The 24,893-nt window shown below is 74.9% G+C and carries 24 protein-coding genes; 3 read left to right on the top strand and 21 right to left on the bottom strand.

Annotation, left to right across the window (positions count from 1 at the left end; all coding sequences use genetic code 11):
* Positions 1-16: 16 nt before the first annotated feature.
* The 13 genes from JKP75_RS08205 to JKP75_RS23380 all read right to left on the bottom strand — a co-directional run bounded on the left by JKP75_RS08205 (position 17) and on the right by JKP75_RS23380 (position 15,385).
* On the bottom strand, positions 17-1,972 hold the full coding sequence (locus JKP75_RS08205) for a primosomal protein N' (RefSeq protein ID WP_200491841.1): 1,956 nt from the start codon (positions 1,970-1,972) through the stop codon (positions 17-19).
* Positions 1,973-2,027: 55 nt separating this feature from the next.
* Positions 2,028-3,224, bottom strand: a complete 1,197-nt coding sequence (gene metK / locus JKP75_RS08200) for a methionine adenosyltransferase (protein ID WP_200491842.1) — start codon at positions 3,222-3,224, stop codon at positions 2,028-2,030.
* 124 nt (positions 3,225-3,348) lie between these two features.
* On the bottom strand, positions 3,349-4,581 hold the full coding sequence (coaBC, locus tag JKP75_RS08195) for a bifunctional phosphopantothenoylcysteine decarboxylase/phosphopantothenate--cysteine ligase CoaBC (protein ID WP_200491843.1): 1,233 nt from the start codon (positions 4,579-4,581) through the stop codon (positions 3,349-3,351).
* A 98-nt stretch (positions 4,582-4,679) separates the two neighbouring features.
* Positions 4,680-4,943, bottom strand: a complete 264-nt coding sequence (rpoZ, locus tag JKP75_RS08190) for a DNA-directed RNA polymerase subunit omega (RefSeq protein WP_012949163.1) — start codon at positions 4,941-4,943, stop codon at positions 4,680-4,682.
* 64 nt (positions 4,944-5,007) lie between these two features.
* Positions 5,008-5,595, bottom strand: coding sequence for a guanylate kinase (gene gmk, locus JKP75_RS08185; RefSeq protein ID WP_200491844.1), 588 nt, complete (start codon positions 5,593-5,595; stop codon positions 5,008-5,010).
* 44 nt (positions 5,596-5,639) lie between these two features.
* Positions 5,640-5,966, bottom strand: coding sequence for an integration host factor, actinobacterial type (gene mihF / locus JKP75_RS08180; RefSeq protein ID WP_200491845.1), 327 nt, complete (start codon positions 5,964-5,966; stop codon positions 5,640-5,642).
* 342 nt (positions 5,967-6,308) lie between these two features.
* Positions 6,309-7,115: an orotidine-5'-phosphate decarboxylase gene (gene pyrF / locus JKP75_RS08175; protein ID WP_200491846.1), complete on the bottom strand. Its 807-nt coding sequence runs from the start codon at positions 7,113-7,115 to the stop codon at positions 6,309-6,311.
* The gene (locus JKP75_RS20910; protein ID WP_309229645.1) at positions 7,112-7,846 is read right to left on the bottom strand and encodes a hypothetical protein; all 735 of its coding nucleotides are present in this window, start codon (positions 7,844-7,846) and stop codon (positions 7,112-7,114) included. The genes pyrF and JKP75_RS20910 overlap by 4 nt, the downstream gene beginning before the upstream one ends.
* A gap of 636 nt (positions 7,847-8,482) precedes the next feature.
* Positions 8,483-11,341: a carbamoyl-phosphate synthase large subunit gene (carB, locus tag JKP75_RS08165; RefSeq protein ID WP_309229644.1), complete on the bottom strand. Its 2,859-nt coding sequence runs from the start codon at positions 11,339-11,341 to the stop codon at positions 8,483-8,485.
* 441 nt (positions 11,342-11,782) lie between these two features.
* Positions 11,783-12,901: a glutamine-hydrolyzing carbamoyl-phosphate synthase small subunit gene (carA, locus tag JKP75_RS08160; RefSeq protein ID WP_200491849.1), complete on the bottom strand. Its 1,119-nt coding sequence runs from the start codon at positions 12,899-12,901 to the stop codon at positions 11,783-11,785.
* Positions 12,898-14,187: a dihydroorotase gene (locus tag JKP75_RS08155; protein ID WP_200491850.1), complete on the bottom strand. Its 1,290-nt coding sequence runs from the start codon at positions 14,185-14,187 to the stop codon at positions 12,898-12,900. Before JKP75_RS08155 ends, carA begins: the two co-directional genes overlap by 4 nt.
* Positions 14,184-15,104: an aspartate carbamoyltransferase catalytic subunit gene (locus tag JKP75_RS08150; protein WP_200491851.1), complete on the bottom strand. Its 921-nt coding sequence runs from the start codon at positions 15,102-15,104 to the stop codon at positions 14,184-14,186. Before JKP75_RS08150 ends, JKP75_RS08155 begins: the two co-directional genes overlap by 4 nt.
* Positions 15,101-15,385, bottom strand: coding sequence for a phosphoribosyltransferase family protein (locus tag JKP75_RS23380; RefSeq protein WP_309229643.1), 285 nt, complete (start codon positions 15,383-15,385; stop codon positions 15,101-15,103). Before JKP75_RS23380 ends, JKP75_RS08150 begins: the two co-directional genes overlap by 4 nt.
* Positions 15,386-15,950: 565 nt before the next feature.
* Here JKP75_RS23380 and JKP75_RS08140 point away from each other — a divergent pair.
* The 3 genes from JKP75_RS08140 (at position 15,951) to JKP75_RS08130 (ending at position 18,662) form a co-directional block, all read left to right on the top strand.
* Positions 15,951-16,505, top strand: coding sequence for a transcriptional regulator (locus JKP75_RS08140; protein ID WP_200491853.1), 555 nt, complete (start codon positions 15,951-15,953; stop codon positions 16,503-16,505).
* A 159-nt stretch (positions 16,506-16,664) separates the two neighbouring features.
* On the top strand, positions 16,665-17,618 hold the full coding sequence (locus JKP75_RS08135) for an ABC transporter ATP-binding protein (RefSeq protein WP_200491854.1): 954 nt from the start codon (positions 16,665-16,667) through the stop codon (positions 17,616-17,618).
* A gap of 429 nt (positions 17,619-18,047) precedes the next feature.
* A complete protein-coding gene (locus JKP75_RS08130; RefSeq protein ID WP_200492919.1) occupies positions 18,048-18,662 on the top strand; it encodes a hypothetical protein in 615 nt (204 codons plus the stop codon).
* Positions 18,663-18,800: 138 nt separating this feature from the next.
* Here JKP75_RS08130 and nusB read toward each other — a convergent pair whose 3' ends face one another.
* The 8 genes from nusB to JKP75_RS08090 form a co-directional block, all read right to left on the bottom strand.
* Positions 18,801-19,208 carry a transcription antitermination factor NusB gene (gene nusB, locus JKP75_RS08125; protein WP_200491856.1) on the bottom strand — a complete coding sequence of 136 codons (408 nt, stop codon included), beginning with the start codon at positions 19,206-19,208 and terminating at the stop codon, positions 18,801-18,803.
* Positions 19,209-19,260: 52 nt separating this feature from the next.
* Positions 19,261-19,821: an elongation factor P gene (efp, locus tag JKP75_RS08120; protein WP_200491857.1), complete on the bottom strand. Its 561-nt coding sequence runs from the start codon at positions 19,819-19,821 to the stop codon at positions 19,261-19,263.
* Positions 19,822-20,943 (bottom strand): Xaa-Pro peptidase family protein, encoded by a 1,122-nt coding sequence (locus tag JKP75_RS08115; RefSeq protein WP_200491858.1) that lies wholly within the window; start codon positions 20,941-20,943, stop codon positions 19,822-19,824.
* Positions 20,940-21,374, bottom strand: coding sequence for a type II 3-dehydroquinate dehydratase (gene aroQ / locus JKP75_RS08110; RefSeq protein WP_200491859.1), 435 nt, complete (start codon positions 21,372-21,374; stop codon positions 20,940-20,942). The genes JKP75_RS08115 and aroQ overlap by 4 nt, the downstream gene beginning before the upstream one ends.
* On the bottom strand, positions 21,371-22,456 hold the full coding sequence (aroB, locus tag JKP75_RS08105) for a 3-dehydroquinate synthase (protein WP_200491860.1): 1,086 nt from the start codon (positions 22,454-22,456) through the stop codon (positions 21,371-21,373). Before aroB ends, aroQ begins: the two co-directional genes overlap by 4 nt.
* Complete coding sequence (locus tag JKP75_RS08100) at positions 22,453-22,986, bottom strand: shikimate kinase (protein ID WP_200491861.1); 534 nt, start codon at positions 22,984-22,986, stop codon at positions 22,453-22,455. The genes aroB and JKP75_RS08100 overlap by 4 nt, the downstream gene beginning before the upstream one ends.
* Positions 22,983-24,164 carry a chorismate synthase gene (gene aroC, locus JKP75_RS08095; protein ID WP_242471974.1) on the bottom strand — a complete coding sequence of 394 codons (1,182 nt, stop codon included), beginning with the start codon at positions 24,162-24,164 and terminating at the stop codon, positions 22,983-22,985. The genes JKP75_RS08100 and aroC overlap by 4 nt, the downstream gene beginning before the upstream one ends.
* A gap of 62 nt (positions 24,165-24,226) precedes the next feature.
* Positions 24,227-24,889 carry a prepilin peptidase gene (locus tag JKP75_RS08090; protein WP_200491863.1) on the bottom strand — a complete coding sequence of 221 codons (663 nt, stop codon included), beginning with the start codon at positions 24,887-24,889 and terminating at the stop codon, positions 24,227-24,229.
* Positions 24,890-24,893 lie beyond the last annotated feature (4 nt).

Here is a 24,893-nt window from a genome sequence, read left to right as displayed (position 1 = left end):
CGATCGTAGGCGTGGCTCAGACGAGGTCGAGCGGGTCCAGCTGGACGCGGATGTGCTCGGGCACCTTCTTCGCGCTGCGCACGCCCTGCACCTCGGCGAGCGCGTGCGCCAGCGCCGCGCCGGCCGCGCGCGGCACGCGGACCAGGTAGCGCTCCCGCTCCCCCTCCTGGCCGGGCCGCGGCCGCTCGGGCACCGGGCCGAGCAGGTCGGCGCCCTCGGGCAGCCGGAGCGCCTCGAGGAACTCGGCCAGCGCGGCCGGGGAGCCCGCGACCGACGCCATCCGGGTGACCGGCGGGAAGCCCAGCTCACGCCGGTCGGCCAGCTCGCGGGCGGCCAGCCAGGCGGGGTCCCAGCGCACCAGCGCCTGGACGACGGGGTGCCCGGCGTCCGCCGCGACGACGACGTGACCGCCGGCCGCGGCCGGGCGCACGAGCGTCGCGGCGTTCATCCAGCGGCGCAGCGTCTCCTCCCCCGCCCGCAGGTCGGCGCGGCCCAGCAGCGCCCACGAGTCCAGCAGCAGCGCCGCGCCGTACCCGCCCTCGGCCACCGGCTCGGCGCCCGGCGTGGCGACGACGAGGGACGCCCCGCCCGGCACGGTGGCCAGCACGCCCGAGGTGCTGCCCGACGTCCGCATCGCCGCGCCGGGGAAGGCGCGGGCGAGCTCCTCCGCCGTCCGCGAGTCACCGATGACCGAGGCGCGCAGCTTCGTGCCGTGGCAGTGCGGGCAGTCGAAGGTGGCCGCCGGCCGGGCGCACCACCGGCAGGCCGGGATGCGGGTGCCCCCGGGTCCGGGGCGCGGGGAGATGCCCAGCGGCCCCGAGCAGTGCGCGCAGCGGGCCGGCGCGCGGCAGCGCGCGCAGGCCAGCGAGGGCACGTAACCGCGGCGCGGCACCTGCACCAGGACCGGGGTGTCGGCGGCCAGCGCCTTCCGTGCCGCCTCGTGCGCCAGGGAGGGCAGCCGGGCCGAGCGGGCGGCGGCGTCGCGGGCCAGCTCGAAGTCCTCGCCGAGCGCCTGCACGCGCGGCGCCGCGGACCGCAGCACCGCCCGGTCCGCCACCAGCTCGTGCGCCCACCCCGACTCGACCAGCAGCGCGCCCTCCGCGGTGCGCGTGGTCCCGGCGACCACGGCGGCGCAGTCGTCCAGCCACGCGCGCTGGACCAGCACGTCGCGGGCGTGGGGGTACGGCGCGCGCTCGTCGGCGTGCAGGTCGTCCCCGTCGTCCCAGATCACCACCAGGCCCAGGTCCCGGACCGGCGCGAACATCGCCGCGCGCGTACCGAGCACCACCTGCGCCGCTCCGCGCGAGGCGGCCAGGAACGAGCGGTAGCGCTTCTCCGGTGAGTCGTCGGCGCGCAGCACGGTGAACGCGTGCGCCGGGAGGAGCGCGGCTGCCGCCGCGGCGAGCCGGTCCAGGTCCCGGCCGTCGGGGACGACGACCAGCGCGCCGCGCCGCCCGGAGAGCGTGGCGCGGCACAGCTCGACCAGCCGGGCCGGCCAGTCCTCCCCGGGCAGCGCCGTCCACACCGCCCGCGCCGGCCGGCCCTCGGCGAGCGCGTCGAGCAGCGCCGGGCCGGCCGTGTAGCGCGCGAACCCCGCGGGGTCCGGCGGCCCGGGCAGCGCCTCGGGCGTCGGCGACTCGCGCTTCTCCGCGGCCGCCCGCCGCGGTGGCAGCGCCAGCCGCAGCACGTCGCTCAGCGTCCCGGCGTACCGGTCGGCCACCGTGCGGGCCAGCCGCGCCACCTGCGGGGTGAGCACCGGCTCGCCGGAGGGGACGTGCGACAGCGGCTGGAGGGTGCCGGCGAAGTCGGTGCTGTCCCCGACCTCCCAGACGACGCCGTCGACCAGCCGGCCGTGGAACCGCACCCGCACCCGGCAGCCGGCCTGCACGGTGTCCTCGAGCTTCTCGGGGACGGCGTAGTCGAAGGGCCGGTCCAGGTGCGCCAGCGGCACGTCGACGACGACCCGGGCCACGCGCGGCAGGCGCGCGGGACCCGGGTCGTCGGGTGGGACGGGGGTGCTCAGGAGGTCAGAGGCCCACGGCCGAGCGGAGGGCCTCGACGCGGTCGAGGCGCTCCCACGGCAGGTCGACGTCGGACCGGCCGAAGTGGCCGTAGGCGGCCGTCGGCGCGTAGATCGGGCGCAGCAGGTCCAGGTCGCGGACGATCGCGCCGGGGCGCAGGTCGAACACCGTGCTGATGGCCTTCTCGAGGACGTCGTCGGCGACGGTGCCGGTGCCGAAGGTCTCGACGAACAGGCCGACCGGGTGCGCGGCGCCGATCGCGTAGGCGACCTGCACCTCGCAGCGCTTGGCCAGCCCGGCGGCGACGACGTTCTTCGCCACCCAGCGCATCGCGTAGGCCGCCGAGCGGTCCACCTTCGACGGGTCCTTGCCCGAGAAGGCGCCGCCGCCGTGGCGGGCCATGCCGCCGTAGGTGTCGACGATGATCTTGCGGCCGGTCAGCCCGGCGTCGCCCATGGGGCCGCCGATGACGAACTTGCCGGTCGGGTTGACCAGGAGGCGGTAGCCGTCGGTGGGCAGGCCGAGGGCGGCCAGCTCCGGCTCGACGACGAGCTCCTTGATGTCGGGGGCGAGCAGCTGCTCGATCGAGATGTCCTCGGCGTGCTGCGAGGAGACGACGACGGTGTCGACGGCGACCGGGCGGTCGTCCTCGTAGACCACGGTGACCTGGGTCTTGCCGTCGGGGCGCAGGTAGGGCACCGAACCGTCCTTGCGCACGGCCGAGAGGCGGCGGGCCAGGCGGTGCGCCAGCGCGATCGGCAGCGGCATGAGCTCGGGGGTCTCGTCGGTGGCGTAGCCGAACATCAGGCCCTGGTCGCCGGCGCCCTGGCGCTCGATCGCGTCGTCGGCCGAGCCCGAGGTGCGGGCCTCGTAGCCGGTGTCGACGCCCTGGGCGATGTCGGGCGACTGCGCGCCGATGGAGACGCTGACGCCGCAGGAGGCGCCGTCGAAGCCCTTGCGGGAGGAGTCGTAGCCGATGCGCAGCACCGTCTCGCGGACGATGGAGGCGATGTCGACGTAGCCGGCGGTGGTCACCTCGCCCGCGATGTGCACCTGGCCGGTCGTGATCATGGTCTCGACGGCGACGCGGCTGCGCGGGTCCTGGGCGAGCATGGCATCCAGGATCGAGTCGCTGATCTGGTCGGCGATCTTGTCCGGGTGCCCCTCGGTGACCGACTCGGACGTGAAGAGACGGCGTGACATGTCGGTACTCCTGGGTCGCTGGGCACGAGTCGTCGAGCCGTTCGCTTCCACGACTCGTGGGGGCACGGTACCCGGCCGGGGCGGACCCCCGGCCGGGGACGGGTGGGGCTGGGGATCCCCGGGGTCAGGCGGGGGTGAGGCGGGCGGCGATCGTCGTCCAGATCCCGGCGGCGATCAAGTCCTTCGGGCCGGGCCCGATCTCGTCGGCCGCGCCGTCGGCGGCCAGCACGACGACGGAGTTGTCCTCCTTGCCGAAGACCTGGCCGGCGGAGACGTCGTTGACGACCAGCAGGTCGCAGCCCTTGCGGGTGAGCTTCGCGCGGGCGTGGGTGAGCACGTCGGCCTCCGCGTCCCCGGTCTCGGCGGCGAACCCCACGACCAGCTGCCCCGGGCGGCGCCCGGCCACCAGCTCGGCGAGGACGTCGGCGTTGCGGACCAGCGGCACGGAGTCCGGCTCACCCGCGGAGTCCTTCTTCATCTTGGCGCCGGCCACGCTCGCCGGGCGGAAGTCGGCGACGGCGGCGCTCATCACCAGGACGTCGGCCATGGCTCCCCCGCCCGACCCCGCCTCCGCGTGCATCGCCGTCCGCAGCTCCTCGGCGGTGCCGACCGGCACCACCCGGACGCCGAAGGGCGCGGGCAGCTCGACGTTGGCCGCGACCAGGACGACGTCGGCGCCGCGGGCGGCGGCGACGCGGGCCAGCGCCCAGCCCTGCTTGCCCGAGGAGCGGTTGCCCAGGTAGCGGACCGGGTCCAGCGGCTCGCGGGTGCCGCCGGCGCTGATGACGACGCGGCGCCCGGCCAGGTCCTGCGCGAGCGCGGCCGCCCCCGACTCCAGGACGACGGCGGCCAGGGCGGCGACGTCGGCGGGCTCGGGCAGCCGGCCGGGGCCGGAGTCGGGGCCGGTCAGGCGGCCGACCGCGGGCGGCAGGACGACCGCGCCGCGGCGGCGCAGGGTGGCGACGTTGTCCTGCGTCGCGGGGTGCAGCCACATCTCGGTGTGCATCGCCGGGACGAAGACCACCGGGCAGTGCGCGGTGAGCAGCGTGGCGGTGAGCAGGTCGTCGGCGCGGCCGGTGGCGGCCCGGGCCAGCAGGTCGGCGGTCGCCGGGGCGACGACGACGAGGTCGGCGGTCTGCCCGATGCGGACGTGGGCGACCTCGTCGACGTCGGACCACACGTCGGTGGTCACCGGGTTGCCCGACAGCGCCTCGAAGGTGGCCGCGCCGACGAAGTGCAGCGCCGCCGGGGTGGGGACGACGCGGACGTCGTGCCCGGCCTCGGTGAAGGCGCGCAGCAGCAGGGCCGCCTTGTACGCGGCCACGCCCCCGCTGACGCCCAGCACGATCCGACTCATGCGCTCATCCTGCCGCAGGCACGACGACGCCCCCGGCCGGGACCGGGGGCGTCGTCATCACTTCTGGGGTGCCCGGGGCGGGTGCCCGGGCGGCCGGCTCAGTTCTCGCCGGCGGTGTGGGTCAGCAGACCCTCGTTGATCTCGCGGAGCGCGATCGACAGCGGCTTCTCCTGCGGCGCGGTGTCGACCAGCGGACCGACGTACTCCAGCAGGCCCTCGGAGAGCTGGCTGTAGTAGGCGTTGATCTGCCGGGCGCGCTTCGCGGCGAAGATGACCAGGCCGTACTTGCTGCTGGTGCGCTCGAGCAGCTCGTCGATCGGCGGGTTGGTGATGCCCTCGGGGGCGGGTGCGACTCCGGACACGGGCGGGCGTGCTCCTCATTCGACAGCGGGAGGGAGGGACCGGTGGGGCTCTCCCTCGTGGGCGCTACTCCCCCGGCACGAGTCCGGGCGAGGGCGCAGTCAGCAAGCCTACCAACTCGTCGGCGGCGCGGGCCACGTCGTCGTTGACGACCACCACGTCGAACTCCCCGGCGGCGTCCAGCTCGGCCTGCGCGATGGCCAGCCGGGCCTCCTGGACCTCGGCCGGTTCGGAGCCGCGACCGGCCAGCCGGCTGACCAGCTCGGCCCAGGACGGCGGCGCGAGGAAGACCAGCTGCGCCTCGGGAGCGCGGGCGCGCACCTGGCGGGCGCCCTGCAGCTCGATCTCCAGCAGGGCCGGAGCACCGGCGGCCAGCTGCGCGCGCACCGGAGCGGCCGGGGTGCCGTAGCGGTTGCCCGCGTACTCGGCCCACTCCAGCAGCCCGTCGGTGGCGACCAGCCGGTCGAACTCGGCGGCGTCCACGAAGTGGTAGTGGACGCCGTCGACCTCGCCGGGCCGGGGGCGGCGGGTGGTGGCGGACACCGACACCCAGACGTCGGGATGCCTCCGCCGGACCTCGGCGACCACGGTGCCCTTGCCGACCCCGGAGGGTCCGGAGAGCACGGTGAGCCGTGCCGGTGCCTTCGCTGCCACTCGTCGTCCTCGTCCGGTCGTGCGCGTGCGGGCCGGAACGGGGCTCAGGCGTCCTGGTCGGCCGCGAACTCCGTCTCCAGCGCCCGGCGCTGGTTGGCGCCCAGGCCCCGGACGCGGCGCGTCGGGGAGATCTCCAGGCGTTCCATGATCTTCGCAGCCCGCGCCTTGCCGACGCCCGGGAGGGACTCCAGGACGGCCGACACGCGCATCTTGCCGATCACCTCGTCGGTCTCGCCCTGCTTGAGGACGTCGCCGACGGTCGCGCCCTTGCTCTTGAGCCGCTCGCGCAGCTCGGCGCGCGCCTTGCGCGCGGCGGCGGCCTTCTCGAGTGCGGCTGCGCGCTGTTCCGGGGACAGTTCGGGAAGGGGCATGGTGCGACCCAATCGTGTCGTCGCCGGCGGCGTCGCCGGCGGTGCTGTTCGCGGATCCAGGGTGGTGGGTGCGACGTGCGCCCTGAGCCTCACGATCCGGCGAGTATGAGGCAAATCCGCAGGTCACGACACCATCCGCTGCGCGGCTCGCAGGAGGCACCGGCACCGCGCACGGCCGGGTGACCGCGCCGCTCACCCTTCGTGATCACCGCAGGTCAGGGGTGGATGCGGACGGACCCGTTCCGAACCGGTTCCCGACCGATCGGCAAGGCGCCGGAGCGCGACACGCCGCACGCGCGACACGCCGGTGGGGACGCGGTCCCGGCCGGTCCGGCCGACGGCTCAGCCGGCGAGCGCCGCCGACCAGCGGTCGGCCGCCGCCCGCAGCGCCGCGGTGCCCGGGCCGGCGGAGAGCACGTCCCGCGAGACGCTGGGCAGCACGACCAAGCCGGCGCCGAACAGCCGGCGCACGTCCTCGGGCGACCCGCCCTGGGCGCCCAGGCCCGGGGCGAGCACCGGCCCCCCGAGCCCGCCCAGGTCGACGTCGAGGTCGCTCAGCGTGGCGCCGACGACGACGCCGAACGAGCCGCCCGGGGTCTCCGCGTTCCAGCCCGCCACGGTGTCGACGACGCGCTGCGCGACCGACGGCGATCCGACCAGCTGGAGGGAGCCGGCGTCCGGGTTGGAGGTCCGCGCCAGGACGAACAGCCCTCCCCCGTGCGCGCGGGCGGTGTCGACGGCGGGCTGCAGCGAGCCGGCGCCCAGGAAGGGGCTCACCGTCATCGCGTCGACCGCCAGCGGGTGGTCGGGGCGCAGGTAGTCGGCGTAGGCGGCCATCGTGGAGTCGATGTCCCCGCGCTTGGCGTCCAGCAGCACCAGGGCCCCGGCGGCGCGGGCGCGGGCGACGCCGTCCTCCAGCACCGCCAGGCCCCGCGAGCCGTGCCGCTCGTAGAAGGCCGCCTGCGGCTTGAGGACGGCGACCGACCCGGCCAGCGCGTCGACGACGGCGTCGGTGAACCGGGCCAGGCCCTCCGGGCTGTCCGGCAACCCCCAGCGCTCCAGCAGCGGCGGGTGCGGGTCGATGCCCACGCACAGCGGACCGCGGGCGGCGACGGCATCGGCGAGGCGGGAGCCGAAGGGTGCGGTCACGGGTTTCCTCCGGATCGTGGCAGGGTGCTCGCCAGCGCGGCGGTGCAGGACGCGGCCAGCCCGGGGTCGGCGAAGGCGCCGGCCGCGGTCTGCACCGCGTCGGCGCCGGTGGCGAACAGCGCCTCGAACGACGCCGGGTCGGTGACCCCGCCCATGGCGAGGACGTCGAAGGGGACGCCGCCGGCCTCGCGCAGCGCGACCAGCCGCCGGGTGAAGTCCAGCGCCGGCTCGCGGACGGCGATGCCCGACAGCCCGGCCAGCTCGCGCCCGGGGAAGGTCGGGGTGCCGTCGCTGCGGCGCACCCGGCTCTGCACGGTGTTGATGCCCGCGATCCCGTCGACCAGGGGCGCGAGGCGCGGCACGAGCGCGGCCAGCTGCGGCTCGTCGAGCCAGGAGAGCTTGGCGACCAGCCCGGCGCCGTCGTCGAGCGCGCGGCGGACGTGCTCGACGACGGCCACGGTGGCGTCGGGGTCCAGGCACAGCGGCGGCTTCACGCCGCTCGCCGAGCGGTCGAGGGTGTTCGGGCAGGAGAGGTTGAGCTCGACGACCTGCGCGCCGGCCTCGCGGGCCATGAGCGCCGTGCGGGCGAAGTCGCCGGCCAGGGCGGCGACGTCGCCGCGACCCTCGGGGTCCTCCCCCATGACGCTGACCAGGAGCAGCTGCTCCTCGCCCACCGCGGCGACCGCCCGGGCGAGGTCGGCCATCCACTCCGCGGGCTCGGGCGAGGGCACGCCGAAGGAGTTGACGCTGCTGACCTCGCGGGTGCCCGGTCGGCACCCAGTCCCACGGGTCGGCCACGACGTCGGCGTCCGCCCCGGGGGCGAGGCTCGCGGTCTCCCGGGCGGCGAGCACCCAGTTCGGCGCCTCGTTGGCCGGGTGGGCGCGGCCGCGCACGGTCTTGTAGGTGAGCACGTTCCAGCCGTTGGCGACGTTGTGCCGCACCCACGCCTCGCTGCCGTTGAGCACGCACGCCGGGATGCCGATCGGGAAGCCGACCGAGCGGCCGAGCAGCCGCCAGCGGCGTCCCCCGGCCGACGGCCGCTCGGGGAGCCGGGCGCCCAGCGGGCGGTCGAGGTTCTCCCGGAACCCGCCGAGCACGTCGTAGGCCGGCGTCGGCAGCCCGTGCCCGGCGAGCAGGTCGGCACGGCGGGCGACGTAGAGGACCCGGACCAGCAGCGGCAGGTCGGCGTCCCCGACCCCGCCGGAGGCCAGGCGCCCGGCGAGGTCCTCGGCGGCCCCGGTCAGCGCGGCGAGCTCGCCGGCCGGCGGCGTGCCGAACCGGGTCAGCCCGGCCCGGAACGCTGCCGGCAGCTGCTCGACCAGCCCGCGCGCGACCAGGTCGTCGCGCAGTTGCCGGACCGGGGAGCTCACGCCTGCGCTCCCGCGGCCAGCGCGGCGTGCACCTCCTGGAGGCTGCGCACGCCGATGCCGCCCTGCCGCAGCGCCTCGATGCCCTGCACCGCGGCACCCAGGCCCTGCACCGTGGTGATGCACGGGATGCCGGCGGAGACCGCGGCGGTGCGGATCTCGTAGCCGTCCAGCCGCGGGCCGCTGTTGCCCGGCGCGCCGAACGGCGTGTTGACCACCATGTCGACGTCCCCGGCCAGGATCGCCTCGACGACGTTGCCCGGACCCTCGCTGAACTTGCCGACCACCTCGGCGGTCACGCCGTTGCGGCGCAGCACCTGCGCGGTGCCGGCCGTGGCGAGGATGCGGAAGCCGAGGTCGGCGAGCCGCTTGACCGGGAAGATCGCGCCGCGCTTGTCGCGGTTGGCCAGCGAGACGAAGACCGTGCCCTTCACCGGCAGCGACCCGTAGGCGGCCGCCTGGGACTTGGCGAAGGCGGTGCCGAACTCGGTGTCCAGGCCCATGACCTCGCCGGTCGACTTCATCTCCGGGGAGAGCACGGTGTCCACCCCGTGGCCCTCGAGGTCGCGGAACCGGTGGAAGGGCAGGACCGCCTCCTTGACCGCGATCGGCGCGCCCTCGGGCAGGTCGGTGCCGTCGCCGGTCGCGGGGAGCACCCCGGCCGCGCGCAGCTCGGCGATCGTCTCCCCCACCGCGATGCGCGCCGCCGCCTTGGCCAGCTGCACCGCCGTCGTCTTCGACACGAACGGCACCGTGCGGCTGGCCCGCGGGTTGGCCTCGATGACGTAGAGGATGTCGTCCTTGATCGCGTACTGGACGTTCATCAGCCCGCGGACGCCGATCCGCTCGGCCAGCTTCTCCGTGGCGGCCCGGATCTTCAGCAGGTCCGCGGTGCCGAGGGTGATCGGCGGCAGGGCGCACGCGGAGTCACCGGAGTGGATGCCGGCCTCCTCGATGTGCTCCATGACCCCGCCCAGGTAGAGGTCGGTGCCGTCGTAGAGCGCGTCCACGTCGATCTCGACGGCGTCCTCGAGGAAGCGGTCCACGAGCACCGGGTGGTCGACGCTGACGTCGGTCGCCTTGGCGATGTAGGCCTCGAGCGTGGCGTCGTCGTAGACGATCTCCATACCGCGGCCGCCCAGCACGTAGGAGGGGCGCACCAGCACCGGGTAGCCGATGTCCGCCGCGATCGCGCGGGCCTCGGCGAACGTGGTCGCCATCCCGTGCTTGGGCGCGAGCAGCCCGGTGTCGGAGAGCACCCGGCTGAACGCCCCGCGGTCCTCGGCGTCGTCGATCGCCTCGGGCGAGGTGCCCAGCACCGGCACGCCGGCGTCCTTGAGCCGCTGCGCCAGCGCCAGCGGCGTCTGCCCGCCCAGGGTGCAGATGACGCCGGCGACCGGGCCGGCGGCGCGCTCGGCCTCGACCACCTCGAGGACGTCCTCGAAGGTCAGCGGCTCGAAGTAGAGCCGGTCGGCGGTGTCGTAGTCGGTGGAGACGGTCTCGGGGTTGCAGTTGACCATCACCGCCTCGTAGCCGGCGTCCTGCAGCGCCAGCACGGCGTGCACGCAGGAGTAGTCGAACTCGATGCCCTGCCCGATCCGGTTCGGCCCGGAGCCCAGGATGAGCACCGCCGGCTTCTCGCGCGGCTCGACCTCGGTCTCCTCGTCGTAGGACGAGTAGTGGTACGGCGTGCGGGCGGCGAACTCGCCGGCGCAGGTGTCGACGGTCTTGTAGACCGGCCGGATGCCCTGCCGCCAGCGCAGCGACCGGACGCCGTCCTCACCGGCGAGCTCGGGGCGCAGCGCGGCGATCTGCCGGTCCGACAGCCCGTACCGCTTGGCCCGGCGCAGCACCTCCGGGGTGAGCGACGGCGCGGTGCGCACCTCGTCGGCCACCCCGCGGACCAGCGCGATCTGGTCGACGAACCATGGATCGAATCCACTAGCAGCCGCTACGTCTTCGACGCTCGCACCGGCGGCGAGCGCCGCCTCGGCGAGGTAGAGCCGGCCGTCGACCGGCACGCGCAGCGCGTCGAGCAGCTCCTGGGCGCTCCGCGTCTCCTCCCCACCGGTCCAGAAGCCGGCGACCTTGGTCTCGGTGGAGCGCATCGCCTTGCCGAGGGCCTCGGCGAAGTTGCGGCCCATCGACATGACCTCGCCGACGCTCTTCATCGTCGTCGTCAGCCGGGGGTCGGCACCGGGGAACTTCTCGAAGGCGAACCGCGGGATCTTGACCACGACGTAGTCCAGCGTCGGCTCGAACGCCGCCGGGGTGACGCCGGTGATGTCGTTGGTGATCTCGTCGAGGGTGTAGCCGATGGCCAGCTTCGCGGCGATCTTGGCGATCGGGAAGCCGGTGGCCTTGGACGCCAGCGCGCTGGACCGGGAGACCCGCGGGTTCATCTCGATGACGACCAGCCGGCCGTCGGCGGGGTTGACGGCGAACTGGATGTTGCAGCCACCGGTGTCGACGCCGACCTCGCGCAGCACGGCGATGCCGACGTCGCGCATCTTCTGGTACTCGCGGTCGGTGAGCGTCATCGCCGGAGCGACGGTCACCGAGTCGCCGGTGTGCACGCCCATCGCGTCGATGTTCTCGATCGAGCAGATGACCACCACGTTGTCGCTGCGGTCGCGCATCAGCTCCAGCTCGTACTCCTTCCAGCCCAGCACCGACTCCTCGATGAGGACGGTGTGCACCGGGGAGTCGGCCAGGCCGTGGGAGGCCATGCGGCGCAGCATCGCCTCGTCGGTGGCGAAGCCCGAGCCGAGCCCGCCCATGGTGAAGCTGGGCCGGATGACGACCGGGTAGCCGACCTCCTCGGCGGTCGCGAGCGCCTCCTCGACGGTGGAGCACACCGTCGAGCGGGGGGCGTCGGCGCCGATCGAGCGGACGATGTCCTTTGAACAGCTGCCGGTCCTCGCCGCGGTTGATCGCGTCGACGTCGGCGCCGATCAGCTGGACGCCGTACTTCTCCAGCACGCCGTTCTCGTACAGGCCGATCGCGATGTTCAGCGCGGTCTGCCCGCCGAGGGTGGCCAGCAGCGCGTCGGGGCGCTCCTTGGCGATGACCTTCTCGACGAACTCCGGGGTCAGCGGCTCGACGTAGGTGGCGTCGGCGACCTCGGGATCGGTCATGATCGTCGCCGGGTTGCTGTTCACCAGGCTGACCCGCAGGCCCTCGGCGCGCAGCACGCGGCAGGCCTGGGTGCCGGAGTAGTCGAACTCGGCGGCCTGGCCGATGAGGATCGGCCCGGAGCCGATGACCAGGACGTGCTCGATGTCGGTGCGCTTCGGCATCAGTTCTTCTCCCCGGCGCGGGCGGACTCCATGAGGTCGACGAAGCGCTGGAACAGCGGCGCGGCGTCGTGCGGCCCGGCGGCCGACTCGGGGTGGAACTGGACGCTGAAGGCCGGCGTCTCGAGCAGCCGCAGCCCCTCGACGACGTCGTCGTTCAGCCCGACGTGGCTGACCTCCACCGGCCCGTACGGGGTGTCGGTGGGCCGGTCGAGCGGGGCGTCGACGGCGAAGCCGTGGTTGTGGCTGGTCACCCGGACCGTGCCGCTGACCCGGTCGAGCACCGGCTGGTTGAGCCCGCGGTGGCCGAAGCGCAGCTTGTAGGTGCCCAGGCCCAGCGCGCGGCCCAGGATCTGGTTGCCGAAGCAGATGCCGAACAGCGGGCGGCGGGCGTCCAGCACGCCCCGCACCGCGGCGACGGCGTAGTCGGCGGCGGCCGGGTCGCCCGGGCCGTTGGAGAGGAACACCCCGTCCGGGCCCGCGGCGAGCAGCTCCTCGGCGGTGGCCGTCGAGGGCAGCACGTGCGTCTCGACGCCGAGCTCGGCCAGGTGCCGCGGGGTGGCGGTCTTGATGCCCAGGTCGAGCGCGGCGATGGTGAACCGCTTCTCCCCCACCGCCGGGACGACGTAGGCCTCGCCGGTGCTCACCGTGGGTGCGAGGTCCGCACCGGCCATGCCGGCGGCCGCGGTGACCCGGGTCAGCAGTTCGTCGACAGAGAGCTCGCTGCTGATGCCGGCGCGCATGGCGCCGCGGTCGCGCAGGTGGCGGGTGAGCGCACGGGTGTCGATGCCGCTGATGCCGACGATGCCCTGGGCGACCAGCTCGTCGTCCAGCGTCCCGGTGGCCCGCCAGTTAGAGGTGCGTCGCGCGGGGTCGCGCACGACGAACCCGGCCGGCCACATGCGGCGGCTCTCGTCGTCCTCGCCGTTCACGCCGGTGTTGCCGATGTGCGGGGCCGTCATCGCCACGATCTGACCGGCGTAGCTGGGGTCGGTCAGCGTCTCCTGGTAGCCGGTCATGCCGGTGGCGAACACCGCCTCGCCGACCGTCGTCCCGACCGCGCCGTAGGCCTCGCCCCGGAACGTCCTGCCGTCCTCGAGCACGAGGATCGCGTCCTTCACTTCTGCGCCTTTCCGTCGAGCACCGTCGGGACTCCCCGCAGGAAGGTCGCGACGACCCGGCCGGGGAGCTCCCGGCCGGCATAGGGGCTGTTGCGGCTGCGGCTGGCCAGCGCGGCCGGGTCGACGGTGGCCCGGCTCGTGGGGTCCAGCAGCAGCAGGTTGGCGGGCTCGCCCGGCGCGATCGGCCGGCCGTGCCCGTCGAGGCGGCCGATGGCCGCGGGGCGCACCGACATGCGGTCGGCGACGCCGGCCCAGTCGAGGCGGCCGGGCTCGACCATCGTCTCGATCACCACGGAGAGCGCCTGCTCCAGCCCCAGCATGCCGGGCCGGGCCGACGCCCACTCGCTCTCCTTGTCCTCCACCGCGTGCGGTGCGTGGTCGGTGCCGACGGCGTCGATCGTGCCGTCGGCCAGCCCGGCGCGCAGCGCCTCGACGTCGGCGTCCGTGCGCAGCGGCGGGTTGACCTTGAACACCGGGTCGTAGCTCTCGGCGCAGGCGTCGGTGAGCAGCAGGTGGTGCGGGGTGACCTCGGCGGTGACCTGCACGCCGCGGGACTTCGCCCAGCGCAGGATCTCCACCGAGCCCGCCGTCGAGACGTGGCAGACGTGCAGCCGCGCGCCGACGTGCTGGGCGAGCAGCACGTCGCGGGCGATGATCGCCTCCTCCGCGGCGGCCGGCCAGCCGGTCAGGCCGAGCGACGCCGAGCGGTCGCCCTCGTGCATCTGGGCGCCCACGGTCAGCCGGGGCTCCTCGGCGTGCTGGGCGACGACGCCGTCGAAGGCCTTCACGTACTCCAGCGCGCGGCGCATGAGCGCGGGGTCGGCGACGCAGTGCCCGTCGTCGGAGAAGACGCGGACCCGCGCGGCGGAGTCGGCCATGGCACCGAGCTCGGCCAGCCGCTCGCCCCGGAGGCCCACGGTCACCGCGCCCACCGGGACGACGTCGACCAGCCCGGCCTCCTGGCCCAGCCGCCACACCTGCTCGACGACGCCGGCGGTGTCGGCGACCGGGTCGGTGTTGGCCATGGCGTGCACCGCGGTGAAGCCCCCGAGCGCGGCGGCCCGGCTGCCGGTCTCGACGGTCTCGGCGTCCTCCCGGCCCGGCTCGCGCAGGTGGGTGTGCAGGTCGACCAGGCCGGGCAGCGCGATCAGCCCGGCGGCCTCGACGACCTCGGCGCCGGTCGCGGAGAGGTTGTCGCCGATGGCGGCGATCCGGCCGTCCTTCACCAGGATGTCGGCCGCGTCGCCGCCGAGCGGGCGCGCGCCCTTGATGAGGTACGTGGTCATGCGGGCGAGCCTCCGAGCAGCAGGTAGAGCACGGCCATGCGGGTGGAGACCCCGTTGGCGACCTGCTCGACGATCGTGGAGCGGGCGGAGTCGGCCACCTCGGCGGCGATCTCCATCCCGCGGTTCATCGGGCCGGGGTGCATGACGATCGCGTCGTCGGGCAGCGCGGCCATGCGGCGGGCGTCCAGGCCGTAGCGGCGGCTGTACTCCCGCGCGCTCGGGAAGAACGAGGCGTTCATCCGCTCGGCCTGCACCCGCAGCATCATCACCACGTCGACCTTGGGCAGCACGGCGTCGAGGTCGTAGGACACCTCCGCCGGCCAGCTGCCCACCCCCACCGGCAGCAGCGTCGGGGGCGCGACGAGGGTGACCTCGGCGCCGAGGGTGTGCAGCAGCCCCACGTTGGAGCGGGCGACCCGGCTGTGCAGGACGTCGCCGACGATCGCCACCCGCGCGCCCTCGAGCCGGCCCAGCCGCTGCCGGATCGTGTACGCGTCCAGCAGCGCCTGCGTCGGGTGCTCGTGCGTGCCGTCGCCGGCGTTGACCACGCTGCCGCGCACCCAGTTCGCCAGCCGGTGGGGTGCGCCCGAGGCCGCGTGCCGGACGACGACGCCGTCGGCACCCATCGCCTCCAGGGTCAGCGCGGTGTCCTTGAGGCTCTCGCCCTTGGAGACGCTGCTGCCCTTCGCGGAGAAGTTGATGACGTCGGCGCTCAACCGCTTGGCGGCCAGCTCGAAGGAGATCCGGGTGCGGGTGGAGTCCTCGTAGAACAGGTTGACCACCGTGCGCCCGCGCAGCGTCGGGAGCTTCTTCACCTCGCGGCCGGCCAGCGCCTGGTCGATCTGCGCCGCCGTGTCGAGCACCAGCGTCGCGTCGTCCCGGTCGAGGTCGGCGGCCTCCAGCAGGTGCCGCTTCACTGCTCCACCACCTCCGTGACGCTGACCTCGTCGACGCCGTCGATCTCCGCGAGCCGCACCGACACCTTCTGGCTGCGCGCGGTGGGCAGGTTCTTGCCGACCAGGTCGGCGCGGATCGGCAGCTCGCGGTGCCCGCGGTCGACCAGGACCGCCAGCTGCACCGCCCGCGGCCGGCCCAGGTCGCGCAGCGCGTCCAGCGCCGCACGCACCGACCGGCCGGAATACAGGACGTCGTCCACGAGCACCACGAGCCGGTCGTCGATGCCGCCGTCGGGCAGCACCGTTGGGCTCCAGGGCGCGGACGCCGCGGCGGCGCAGGTCGTCGCGGTAGAGCGTGATGTCGACGGTGCCGACGTCGACGGCGACGCCGGCGAAGGCCTCGATCCGCGCGGCCAGCCGGCGGGCGAGCGGGGCGCCGCGGGTGGGGATGCCGACCAGGACCAGGCCGTCGAGCCCGGCCGTCGGGTCACCGGGTGCGGCAGCAGCGGCTGCGCGCTCGATGAGCTGGTGGGCCATCCGGTCGACCATCCGGGCGACGTCGGCGGCGGAGAGGAGGGAGCCGGCCGACGGGTCGCCGCTGGGGGGCGCCGCGTTCCGGGCAGGCGGGGTCGAGCTGGCCATCAGGCCTCCTTCCCCGCCTCACGGGACGGGTCGTTAAAGGAGTGGGTGGACCTGCCCCGACGGTACTGCACGGGCCCCGCCGGCCCGGCGGCGGTGCGGAGCCGCTGGTCGGGCGCCCGGACTTTCTGCGCCGGGGCGTGACCGGGTGTTGCGCACACCCGTTGACCAGTACGCTGCGTGACGATCACGACCACCCCCAGACGACGGACAGTGAGCAGGAACGCGATGAGCACCGACTACTCACGGGCCCTGGGCGCCCGGCTCCGCGCCATCCGCAACCAGCAGGGCCTGTCCCTGCAGGGCGTGGAGGACAAGTCGCACGGCCGCTGGAAGGCAGTCGTCGTCGGCTCCTACGAGCGCGGCGACCGCGCCGTCACCGTGCAGCGGCTCTCCGAACTCGCCGTCTTCTACGGCGTGCCGGTCTCCGAGCTGCTGCCCGACCCGCGGCCGAGCTCCGCGGTCACCTCCAGCAGCAAGATCGTGCTGAACCTCGAGTCACTGGGCTCGCTGCCCGCCGACGAGGCCGGCCCGCTGGCCCGCTACGCCTCGACCATCCAGGCGCAGCGGCACGACTACAACGGCAAGGTCCTCTCGATCCGCGCCGAGGACCTCAAGTCGCTGGCGATCATCTACGACATGAGCCCCGACGAGCTCACCTCGCGGCTGATCGAGTGGGGCGTCATCTCCGCCGGCATGGAGAGCGTCGTGGGCTTCGGTGGCCCGGACGACGAGGACGAGGAGCTCAACCCCGACTGGGAGCGCCGCCGCTCCCCGCGGTGACCTGAGACGAACGGAGGGCCCCTGCCACGACGGCAGGGGCCCTCCGTCGTTCCGGCCCCGCGTCGAGTGCTGAGTTGTCGTCGGCGGGCGCGGCGTGGCGGCGCGTGTCGGCGACGACAAGTACGCAGTCGGCGGGCGGGCCTGTGCCAGGGTGCAGCCATGCCGGCCGTGCAGATGACCGCCGTGTCCAAGACCTACCGGCGGCGCGGCCGGCCGCCGCACCGCGCGCTGGACCGGCTCGACCTGCTCGTCGAGGACGGCGGGGTGCACGGCTTCCTCGGCCCCAACGGCTCGGGCAAGACGACGTCGATCCGCGTGCTGCTGGGCCTGGTCGCGGCCGACCCGGGCGGCGGGGCGATCCGGGTGCTCGACCAGCCCGTGCCCGACCGGTTGCCCGACGTCATCGGCTCGGTCGGCGCGCTGGTCGAGACGCCGCTGTTCTTCCCCGGCTTCACCGGCCGGCTCAACCTGCAGCTGCTCGCCGAGGCGGCCGGCCTGCCGCGCGCCCGGGTCGAGGAGTGCCTGGAGCTCGTCGACCTCGCCGACCGGGCCGAGGACCGGTTCAAGGGCTACTCGCTCGGCATGAAGCAGCGGCTGGGCATCGCCGCGGCGCTGCTCAAGCAGCCGCGGCTGCTCATCCTGGACGAGCCGAGCAACGGGCTGGACCCGGCCGGCATCCGTGACGTCCGCGAGCTCATCCGCCGCCTCGGCCGGCACGGGCGCACGACCGTGCTGCTCTCCTCGCACCTGCTCAGCGAGATCCAGCAGGTGTGCGACTCGGTGTCGATCCTGACCCGCGGCCGCTGCGTCGCCTCCGGGCCGGTCGCCGAGGTGCTGGCCGGGCGCGGCTCCGGCGACGTGCTCGTGCAGGTCCCCGACCCCGTCGCGGCCGCCGGCGTGCTGCAGCGGGCCGGGTTCGCCGTCTCCCCCGCCGACGGCGGGCTGGTGGTGCACGCCGTCGCCTCCCCCGGCGAGATCACCCGCGCGCTCGCCGGCGCCGGCATCTACCTCGAGGAGCTGAGACGGCTGACCCCCGACCTGGAGAGCGCCTTCCTCGCCCTCACCGGCGGCGAGCACGGCCCCGCCGGCGCCGACCCGGGGACGCCGGCATGAGCGCCGTCGTGCAGCCGTCCGCACCGCCCGCCGACCGGACCGCGCCCCGGTCGACCTTCGGCAGCCTGCTGCGCTCGGAGCTGCACCGGTTCCGGTCCCGCCGGTTCATCCAGGTGGTGCTCGCCCTCGCCGTCGTCGGCTGGCTCGCCGCCACGGGCATCGCCCTGACCCAGTACGGCACCCCGACCGCCGACGAGATCGCGCGGGCCGAGCAGCAGATCGACGCCGACGTGGCGATGAACGAGGAGTTCCGCCAGGAGTGCCTGGCCCGACGCCGAACTCCCGGCCGGCACCTCGCCCGAGGACTTCTGCGGCCCCGAGCAGTCCCGCGACGACTACGACCTCTCCTGGTACCTGGACACCGCCCCGTTCGACCTCGCCGCCTCCGGCACCACCGGCGCGCTGGGGTTCGCCGCGCTCGCCTCGGTCGTGGTCGCGCTCGTCGGGGCGACCTGGATCGGCGCCGAGTGGTCGACGCGCTCGCTGGTGGCGCTGCTGTTCTGGGTGCCCCGCCGGATGCAGGTGATGGCCGCGAAGGTCGTCGTCCTCACCGGGGCGGCGGCCGTCATCGGCGTGCTCGCCCAGGCCGGCTGGCTGGCGATGGCCGGCACCCTGCACGCGCTCGTCGGCCGGGACGCCGCGCTGCCGGCCGGGTTCTGGGGCGACCTGCTGCAGACCCAGGCCCGCGGCGTGCTGCTCACCGTGCTCGCCGCGCTGCTCGCGTTCGGCCTGACCAACCTGGTGCGCAACACCGGCGCGGCGCTCGGCGTCGCCTTCGTCTACCTGGTCGTGGTGGAGAGCGCGGTGCGCGGGCTGCGGCCCCTGTGGCAGCCCTGGCTGCTCAGCAACAACGCCGTCGCGCTCGTGGAGCAGGGCGGGTCGACCCTCTACGTCTACGACGAGAGCCGGCCCGACGTCGACGGGGTGCTGCAACCGGTCGAGTACTACCTGGGCCACCTGCAGTCCGGCCTGCTGCTCGGCGCCGTCACCGCTGTCGTGCTGGTGCTCGGCGCGGTCCTGTTCGCCAGGCGCGACCTGCAGTGACGAGCGGACGTCGCAGCGGGAGCCCCGTGGACCGAGTCGGCGCGGAGTGGGCCCGGAGGGTCCGTGACGGGTCGGCTGAGGGGCCTCAGTGCCCGTCGGGACGGCTCCTGGCCGCGGTGTCGGCCGGAGGCCGACAGATCACGTCGTGGGGATCTCCGCCTGGAGGACGGCGCCGAGGACGCCGTTGACGTAGGCCGGCGAGTCGTCGGTGGAGAGCGTCTTCGCCAGCTCCACCGCCTCGTCGATGACGACCGCGTCGGGCACGTCGTCGACCCACAGCAGCTCGAAGACGGCCATCCGCAGGATCGCGCGGTCGACGTCGGGCAGCCGGTCCAGCGACCAGCCCGAGGCGTGCGTGTCGATCAGCTCGTCGATGCGCGTCGAGTGCTCGATCACGCCCTCGACCAGCCGGATCGAGTGCTCCGGGACCGGCGGGTTGCCGTCGGCGACCCGCTCCTCGAGCAGCGCCCGGCGGTCGCGGCCGCGCACGTCGGCCTCGTACAGGACGTCGACGGCGCGCTTGCGGGCCTTGGTCCGTGCGGCCATCAGCGGGCGGTCCGGCGCGGGGGCACAGCGGTGGAGGGCATCGCGGACGGGGTCAGTTGACCCGGCCGAGGTACCGGCCGTCGCGGGTGTCGACCTTGAGCTTCTCGCCGGTGGAGATGAACAGCGGGACGTTGATCTGCGCGCCCGTCTCCAGGGTGGCCGGCTTGGTGCCGCCGGTGGAGCGGTCGCCCTGCAGGCCCGGGTCGGTGTGCTCGACCACGAGCTCCATGGTCACCGGGAGCTCGACGTACAGCGGGACCTCGTCGTGCACGGCCACCATGACCTCGGTGTTCTCGAGGAGGTAGTCCGCGCCGCCGCCGACGGTGGCCGCCGGCACGGTGATCTGGTCGAACGTGTCGCCGTCCATGAAGACGAAGTCAGCGCCGTCCTTGTAGAGGAAGGTCATCGTGCGCTTGTCGACGGTGGCCGTCTCGACCTTGAGGCCGGCGTTGAAGGTCTTGTCGACGACCTTGCCCGAGAGCACGTTCTTCAGCGTGGTGCGCACGAACGCGCCGCCCTTGCCGGGCTTCACGTGCTGGAAGTCGGTGACGGTCCAGAGCTGGCCGTCCAGCTTGAGGACGATGCCGTTCTTCAGGTCGTTGGTGGTAGCCATCTAGAGAACCAGCAGTTCCTTGCTCGTGAGGGTCAACAGTTCGGGCGCGTCCGCGGTGACGACGAGGGTGTCCTCGATCCGGACACCGCCGCGGCCGGGAAGGTAGACGCCCGGCTCCACGGTGACGGCCATGCCGGCGGCAAGAGTACCCGCGCCGAGAGGCCCGATGCCCGGCGCCTCGTGGATCTCCAGCCCCACGCCGTGCCCGAGGCCGTGGGTGAAGTGGTCGCCGTGGCCGGCCGCGGCGATGACGTCACGGGAGGCGGCGTCCACCGCGACGACGTCCGCGCCGACCGCCAGGGCGGCTCGTCCGGCGGCCTGTGACTCCGCGACCAGCGCGTAGATCTCGCGCTGCCAGTCGGCCGCCGGGCCCAGCACGAGGGTGCGGGTCATGTCCGAGTGGTAGCCGTCGACGGTGGCGCCGAAGTCCAGCTTCAGGAAGTCGCCGGCCTGCAGCACGGTGCCGTCGGGGCGGTGGTGCGGGATCGCCGAGTTCGCGCCGGTGGCCACGATCGTCTCGAACGAGGGCGCCTCCGCACCGAGGGCGAGCATCCGCGCGTCCAGCTCGCGCCCGACCTCGTGCTCGGTGCGGCCCGGCCGCAGCGCGCCCTCGGTGGCCAGCTCGCCGAGGGCCTCGTCGGCGATCGCGCAGGCCCGCCGCAGCGCCTCGATCTCGCCGGCGTCCTTGATCGCCCGCTGCGCCTCGACCGCCCGCCGGACCGACGCGAGCTCCGGCACGGTGCCGCCGGCGGCGGCGTCGGCCAGCACCGAGCGCAGCTGCTCCAGCCCGTCGACGGTCAGGTCGTGCGACTCGAAGCCCAGCCGGCCGGCACCCGTGCGCACGGCGGCGCGGGCCAGCGCGGGCACGGTGCCGCGGTCGACCAGCACCTCGACGTCGGGCACCTGGGCGGCGGCCTGCGTGGTGTAGCGCCCGTCGGTGCCGAACAGGTCCGCACCGTCGGTGCGCAGCAGCAGCGCGCCGTTGGAGCCGGTGAACCCGGTCAGGTAGCGGACGTTGAGCAGGTTGGTCACCAGGACCGCGTCCAGACCCCGCTCCGCGGCGACGGCCCGCAGCGCGTCCCGGCGTGCCGCGGGGCTCCCCACCCGTCCCGCAGCGCTCACCGGTGGCCCCGCAGCGCCATCCACTGCAGCGCCAGCACGTAGCCCTCGATGCCGAGGCCCGCGATCACGCCGTCGGCCACCGCCGAGACGTAGGAGTGGTGCCGGAACTCCTCGCGCGTGTGCACGTTGCTGATGTGCACCTCGACCAGCGGCCCGGGGAGCGCGGCCAGCGCGTCGCGCAGCACCACCGAGGTGTGCGACCAGCCGGCCGGGTTGAGGACGACGGGATCGCCGGCGTCGGTCGCCTCGTGCACCCAGCGCAGCAGCTCGCCCTCGTCGTCGGTCTGCCGGACGACGACGTCGAGCTCCAGCTCGCGCGCCGTGGTCCCGATGACGTCGACGAGCTGGGCGTAGGTGGTCGTCCCGTAGATCTCGGGCTCCCTCGTGCCGAGCCGGCCGAGGTTGGCGCCGTTGAGGACCTGGATCGTCACGCGGTGTCTCCGTTCGCGGGGGCGGAGGGGTGGGTGGACGACACGGCTGCCCAGGCGGCGTCGAGCCAGGACTGGTCGGGGTCGGTCAGGATGCGGGGGGTGCCGATCCCGTCGAGGACGACGAAGCGCAGCGTGGCGCCGCGGGCCTTCTTGTCCACGCGCATGACCGCCTGGAGGGCGTCCCAGTCCCCGCGGTAGGTGGTCGGCAGGCCCATGGCGGCGATCAGCGTGCGGTGCCGGTCGACCTCGGCGGGGGTGAGCAGTCCCGCCCGTCCGGCGAGCTCCGCGGCGAACACCATGCCGACGGCGACGGCCTCGCCGTGCCGCCAGCCGAAGTCCTCGATCCGCTCGATGGCGTGGCCCAGGGTGTGCCCGTAGTTGAGGAACTCGCGGACGCCGGTGTCGCGCAGGTCCTGCCCGACCGCGTCGGCCTTCACCTGGACGGCGCGGGCGATGAGCTCCTCGGTGTCGCGGCGGCCGGTGGGGTCCTCCCCGAGCAGCCGCAGGACCTCGGCGTCGGCGATGAAGCCGCACTTGACGACCTCGGCCAGCCCCGAGCGGAACTCGGCGTCGGGCAGCCCGGCCAGGGCGTCGGTGTCGGCGAGCACGGCGGCCGGCGGGTGGAAGGCGCCGACGAGGTTCTTGCCGGCGGAGGTGTTGATGCCGGTCTTCCCGCCCACGGCGGCGTCCACCATGCCGAGCAGGCTGGTGGGCACCTGCACGACGGCGACGCCCCGGGCCCAGGTGGCGGCGAGGAAGCCCGCGAGGTCGGTGACCGCTCCCCCGCCGAGCCCGACGACGGCGTCGGTGCGGGTCAGCCCGAGCCGGCCGAACTCCTCCCAGGCACCGGCGGCGACCTCGGCGGTCTTGGCGGCCTCGCCGTCCGGCACCACGATCGACTCGGCGGCGATGCCCGAGGTCTGCAGCGTCTCCACCGCGGCGCCGGCCGCGGCGGTCAGCGGCGGGGCGTGCACGACCACGGCGCGGGCGACGCCGTCGAGCACCAGCCCGAGGCGGGTCTGCGCGCCGGCGCCGATGAGCACCTCGTAGGGCCGCTCGCCGGCGACCTGCACCTGCCTCATCGGGGCTCTCCTCCCCGCACGACGGCGAGCACGTCGACGACGACGTCGTCGGGTTCCCGGCCGCTGGTCGGCACGGTGGCGGTGGCGACCTCGCGGTACAGCGGGGCGCGGTCCTCGAGCATGGTGCGCAGCATGGCGCGCGGGTTGACCGCCAGCAGCGGCCGGTCCCGCGACAGGCCGACGCGCTTGGCGGCCGAGCCCAGGTCGACGTCGAGCCAGACGACCCGCCCGCCGCCGCGGCCGTGCGCCACGAGCAGCGCCCGGGTCTCCGGGTCGACGACGGCGCCGCCGCCGAGGGCGAGCACGCCGTCGTGCTCGGCCAGCGCGCGGGCGACCGCCGCGCGCTCGAGGGCGCGGAAGTGCGGCTCCCCGTGCTCGACGAACAGGTCGGCGATGCGGGTGCCGGTCTCCTCCTCGACGTCCCGGTCGGTGTCGCGGAACCCGACCCCGAGGGCGGCGGCGACCGCGGTGCCCACCGTGGTCTTGCCGGACGCCGGGGGCCCGACGAGCACCAGGATCGGGCCGGTCACCGGAGCGGGAGCGAGTCGAGGTAGGCCGCGGCGTTGCGCCGGGTCTCGGCGACCGAGTCGCCCCCGAACTTCTCCAGGACCGCGTCGGCGAGCACCAGCGCGACCATCGCCTCCATGACCACGGAGCCGCGGGGCACGGCGCAGGCGTCGCTGCGCTGGTTGATCGCGACCGCGGGCTCCTGGGTGGCGACGTCCACGGTCTGCAGCGCACGGGGCACCGTGCTGATCGGCTTCATCGCCGCGCGCACGCGCACCACCTCGCCGTTGGTCATGCCGCCCTCGATGCCGCCGGCGCGGTCGGTGAGCCGCTGCACGCGCTTCTCCCCGCCCGGGCCGTCGACGAGCACGATCTCGTCGTGGGCCACCGAGCCGCGGCGGCGGGCGGTCTCCAGGCCGTCGCCGACCTCCACCGCCTTCACCGACTGCACGCCCATGAGCGCGCCGGCCAGCCGGGAGTCCAGCCGCCGGTCCCAGTGCACGTGGCTGCCCAGGCCCGGGGGCAGGCCGTAGACGACGACCTCGATGACGCCGCCGAGGGTGTCACCGCTCTTCCGGACGTCGTCGATCTCGGCGACCATGGCGGCGCTGGTGGCCGGGTCGGCGCAGCGCACCGGGTCCTCGTCGAGCGCCGGGTTGTCGTCGGGGCCGGGCACGATGCCCTCGGGTGCGGTGACCGGCCCGATGGCGACGACGTGGCTCACCACCGAGACGCCCAGCGCCTGGCGGAGGAACGCCTGGGCGATCGCGCCGAGGGCGACGCGGGCCGCGGTCTCGCGGGCGCTGGCCCGCTCGAGCACCGGCCGGGCGTCGTCGAAGCCGTACTTCTGCATGCCGGAGAGGTCGGCGTGGCCCGGCCTCGGCCGGGTCAGGGCCGCGTTGCGCGCCTGGCCCTCCAGCACGTCGGCGGGCACCGGGTCGGCGGACATGACCGTCGACCACTTCGGCCACTCGGTGTTGCCCACCTGCACCGCGATCGGCCCGCCCTGGGTGCGGCCGTGCCGCACGCCACCGGTGAGGGTCACCTCGTCCTGCTCGAAGGACATCCGGGCCCCGCGGCCGTGCCCCAGCCGGCGCCGGGCCAGCTCGCGGTCCAGGTCGGAGGTCTGCACCTCCACGCCCGCCGGCAGCCCCTCCAGGATGGCGGTGAGCTGCTGACCGTGCGATTCCCCTGCGGTCAACCAGCGCAACATGCCGGCGATTCTGCCAGTACGAGCGCCGCCTCCCCCGCGCGCCATCCGGTTCAGCCCGGCGGGACCGCACCCGTCGCCAGGGCGAGGACGGCGCCGGCCAGCAGCGGCGGGCCGAACGGGAGCGCGGTCTGCCAGGTCGCCCGGCGGGTGACGAGGAGCAGCACCGAGACCAGCGCCCCGGTGAGCAGCCCGAGGAACACCCCCGCCATCAGCACGCCCCAGCCGAACCACCCGAGCAGCAGCCCGAGCAGGCCGAGCAGCTTGACGTCGCCGAGCCCCAGGCCCTGCGGCGAGACCAGCCAGGCCAGCGCCCCCAGGCCGGCGGCCACGGCTCCGGCGGCCGCCGCGCGCAGCAGCGCCGGCCAGGTGCCTTCCGCGGCGGCGTCGACCAGCAGCGCGGCGCCGCAGACGACGTAGGCCGGGTAGGTGACCCGGTCGGGCAGCCGGTGGCCGATCAGGTCGGTGGCGCCGAGGACGACCGCCGCGCCCGCGGCCCACGCCAGCGCCGCGGTGACCGGCCGCAGCCCGGTGAACTCGACCGCTCCGGCCAGCAGCGCGGCGAACACCGCCGTCATCACGCCGGCGCGGGCGCCCCCGGGCAGCGCGGCGTCGTCCCGGCGGCCGAGCCGCACCGCGACCCGGGCCAGCCAGGGCCCGACGACGACGGCGACCACCAGGACGCCGACGGCCAGCGCCGGCCGGGTCGGCTCCACGGTG

Source organism: Blastococcus sp. TML/M2B (assembly GCF_016612865.1).
Lineage (GTDB): Bacteria > Actinomycetota > Actinomycetes > Mycobacteriales > Geodermatophilaceae > Blastococcus.
The sequence above is the reverse complement of the archived record's forward strand: the minus strand, read 5'-3'. Positions and strand labels throughout refer to the sequence as shown.

Bases quoted from the DNA above. Each gene is read 5' to 3' on its own strand.
- metK (WP_200491842.1), bottom strand. From the start codon at position 3,224: ATGTCACGCCGTCTCTTCACGTCCGAGTCGGTCACCGAGGGGCACCCG.
- coaBC (WP_200491843.1), bottom strand. From the start codon at position 4,581: ATGAGTCGGATCGTGCTGGGCGTCAGCGGGGGCGTGGCCGCGTACAAG.
- mihF (WP_200491845.1), bottom strand. From the start codon at position 5,966: ATGCCCCTTCCCGAACTGTCCCCGGAACAGCGCGCAGCCGCACTCGAG.
- JKP75_RS08155 (WP_200491850.1), bottom strand. From the start codon at position 14,187: ATGACCACGTACCTCATCAAGGGCGCGCGCCCGCTCGGCGGCGACGCG.
- JKP75_RS08140 (WP_200491853.1), top strand. From the start codon at position 15,951: ATGAGCACCGACTACTCACGGGCCCTGGGCGCCCGGCTCCGCGCCATC.
- JKP75_RS08135 (WP_200491854.1), top strand. From the start codon at position 16,665: ATGCCGGCCGTGCAGATGACCGCCGTGTCCAAGACCTACCGGCGGCGC.
- nusB (WP_200491856.1), bottom strand. From the start codon at position 19,208: ATGGCCGCACGGACCAAGGCCCGCAAGCGCGCCGTCGACGTCCTGTAC.
- efp (WP_200491857.1), bottom strand. From the start codon at position 19,821: ATGGCTACCACCAACGACCTGAAGAACGGCATCGTCCTCAAGCTGGAC.
- aroB (WP_200491860.1), bottom strand. From the start codon at position 22,456: ATGAGGCAGGTGCAGGTCGCCGGCGAGCGGCCCTACGAGGTGCTCATC.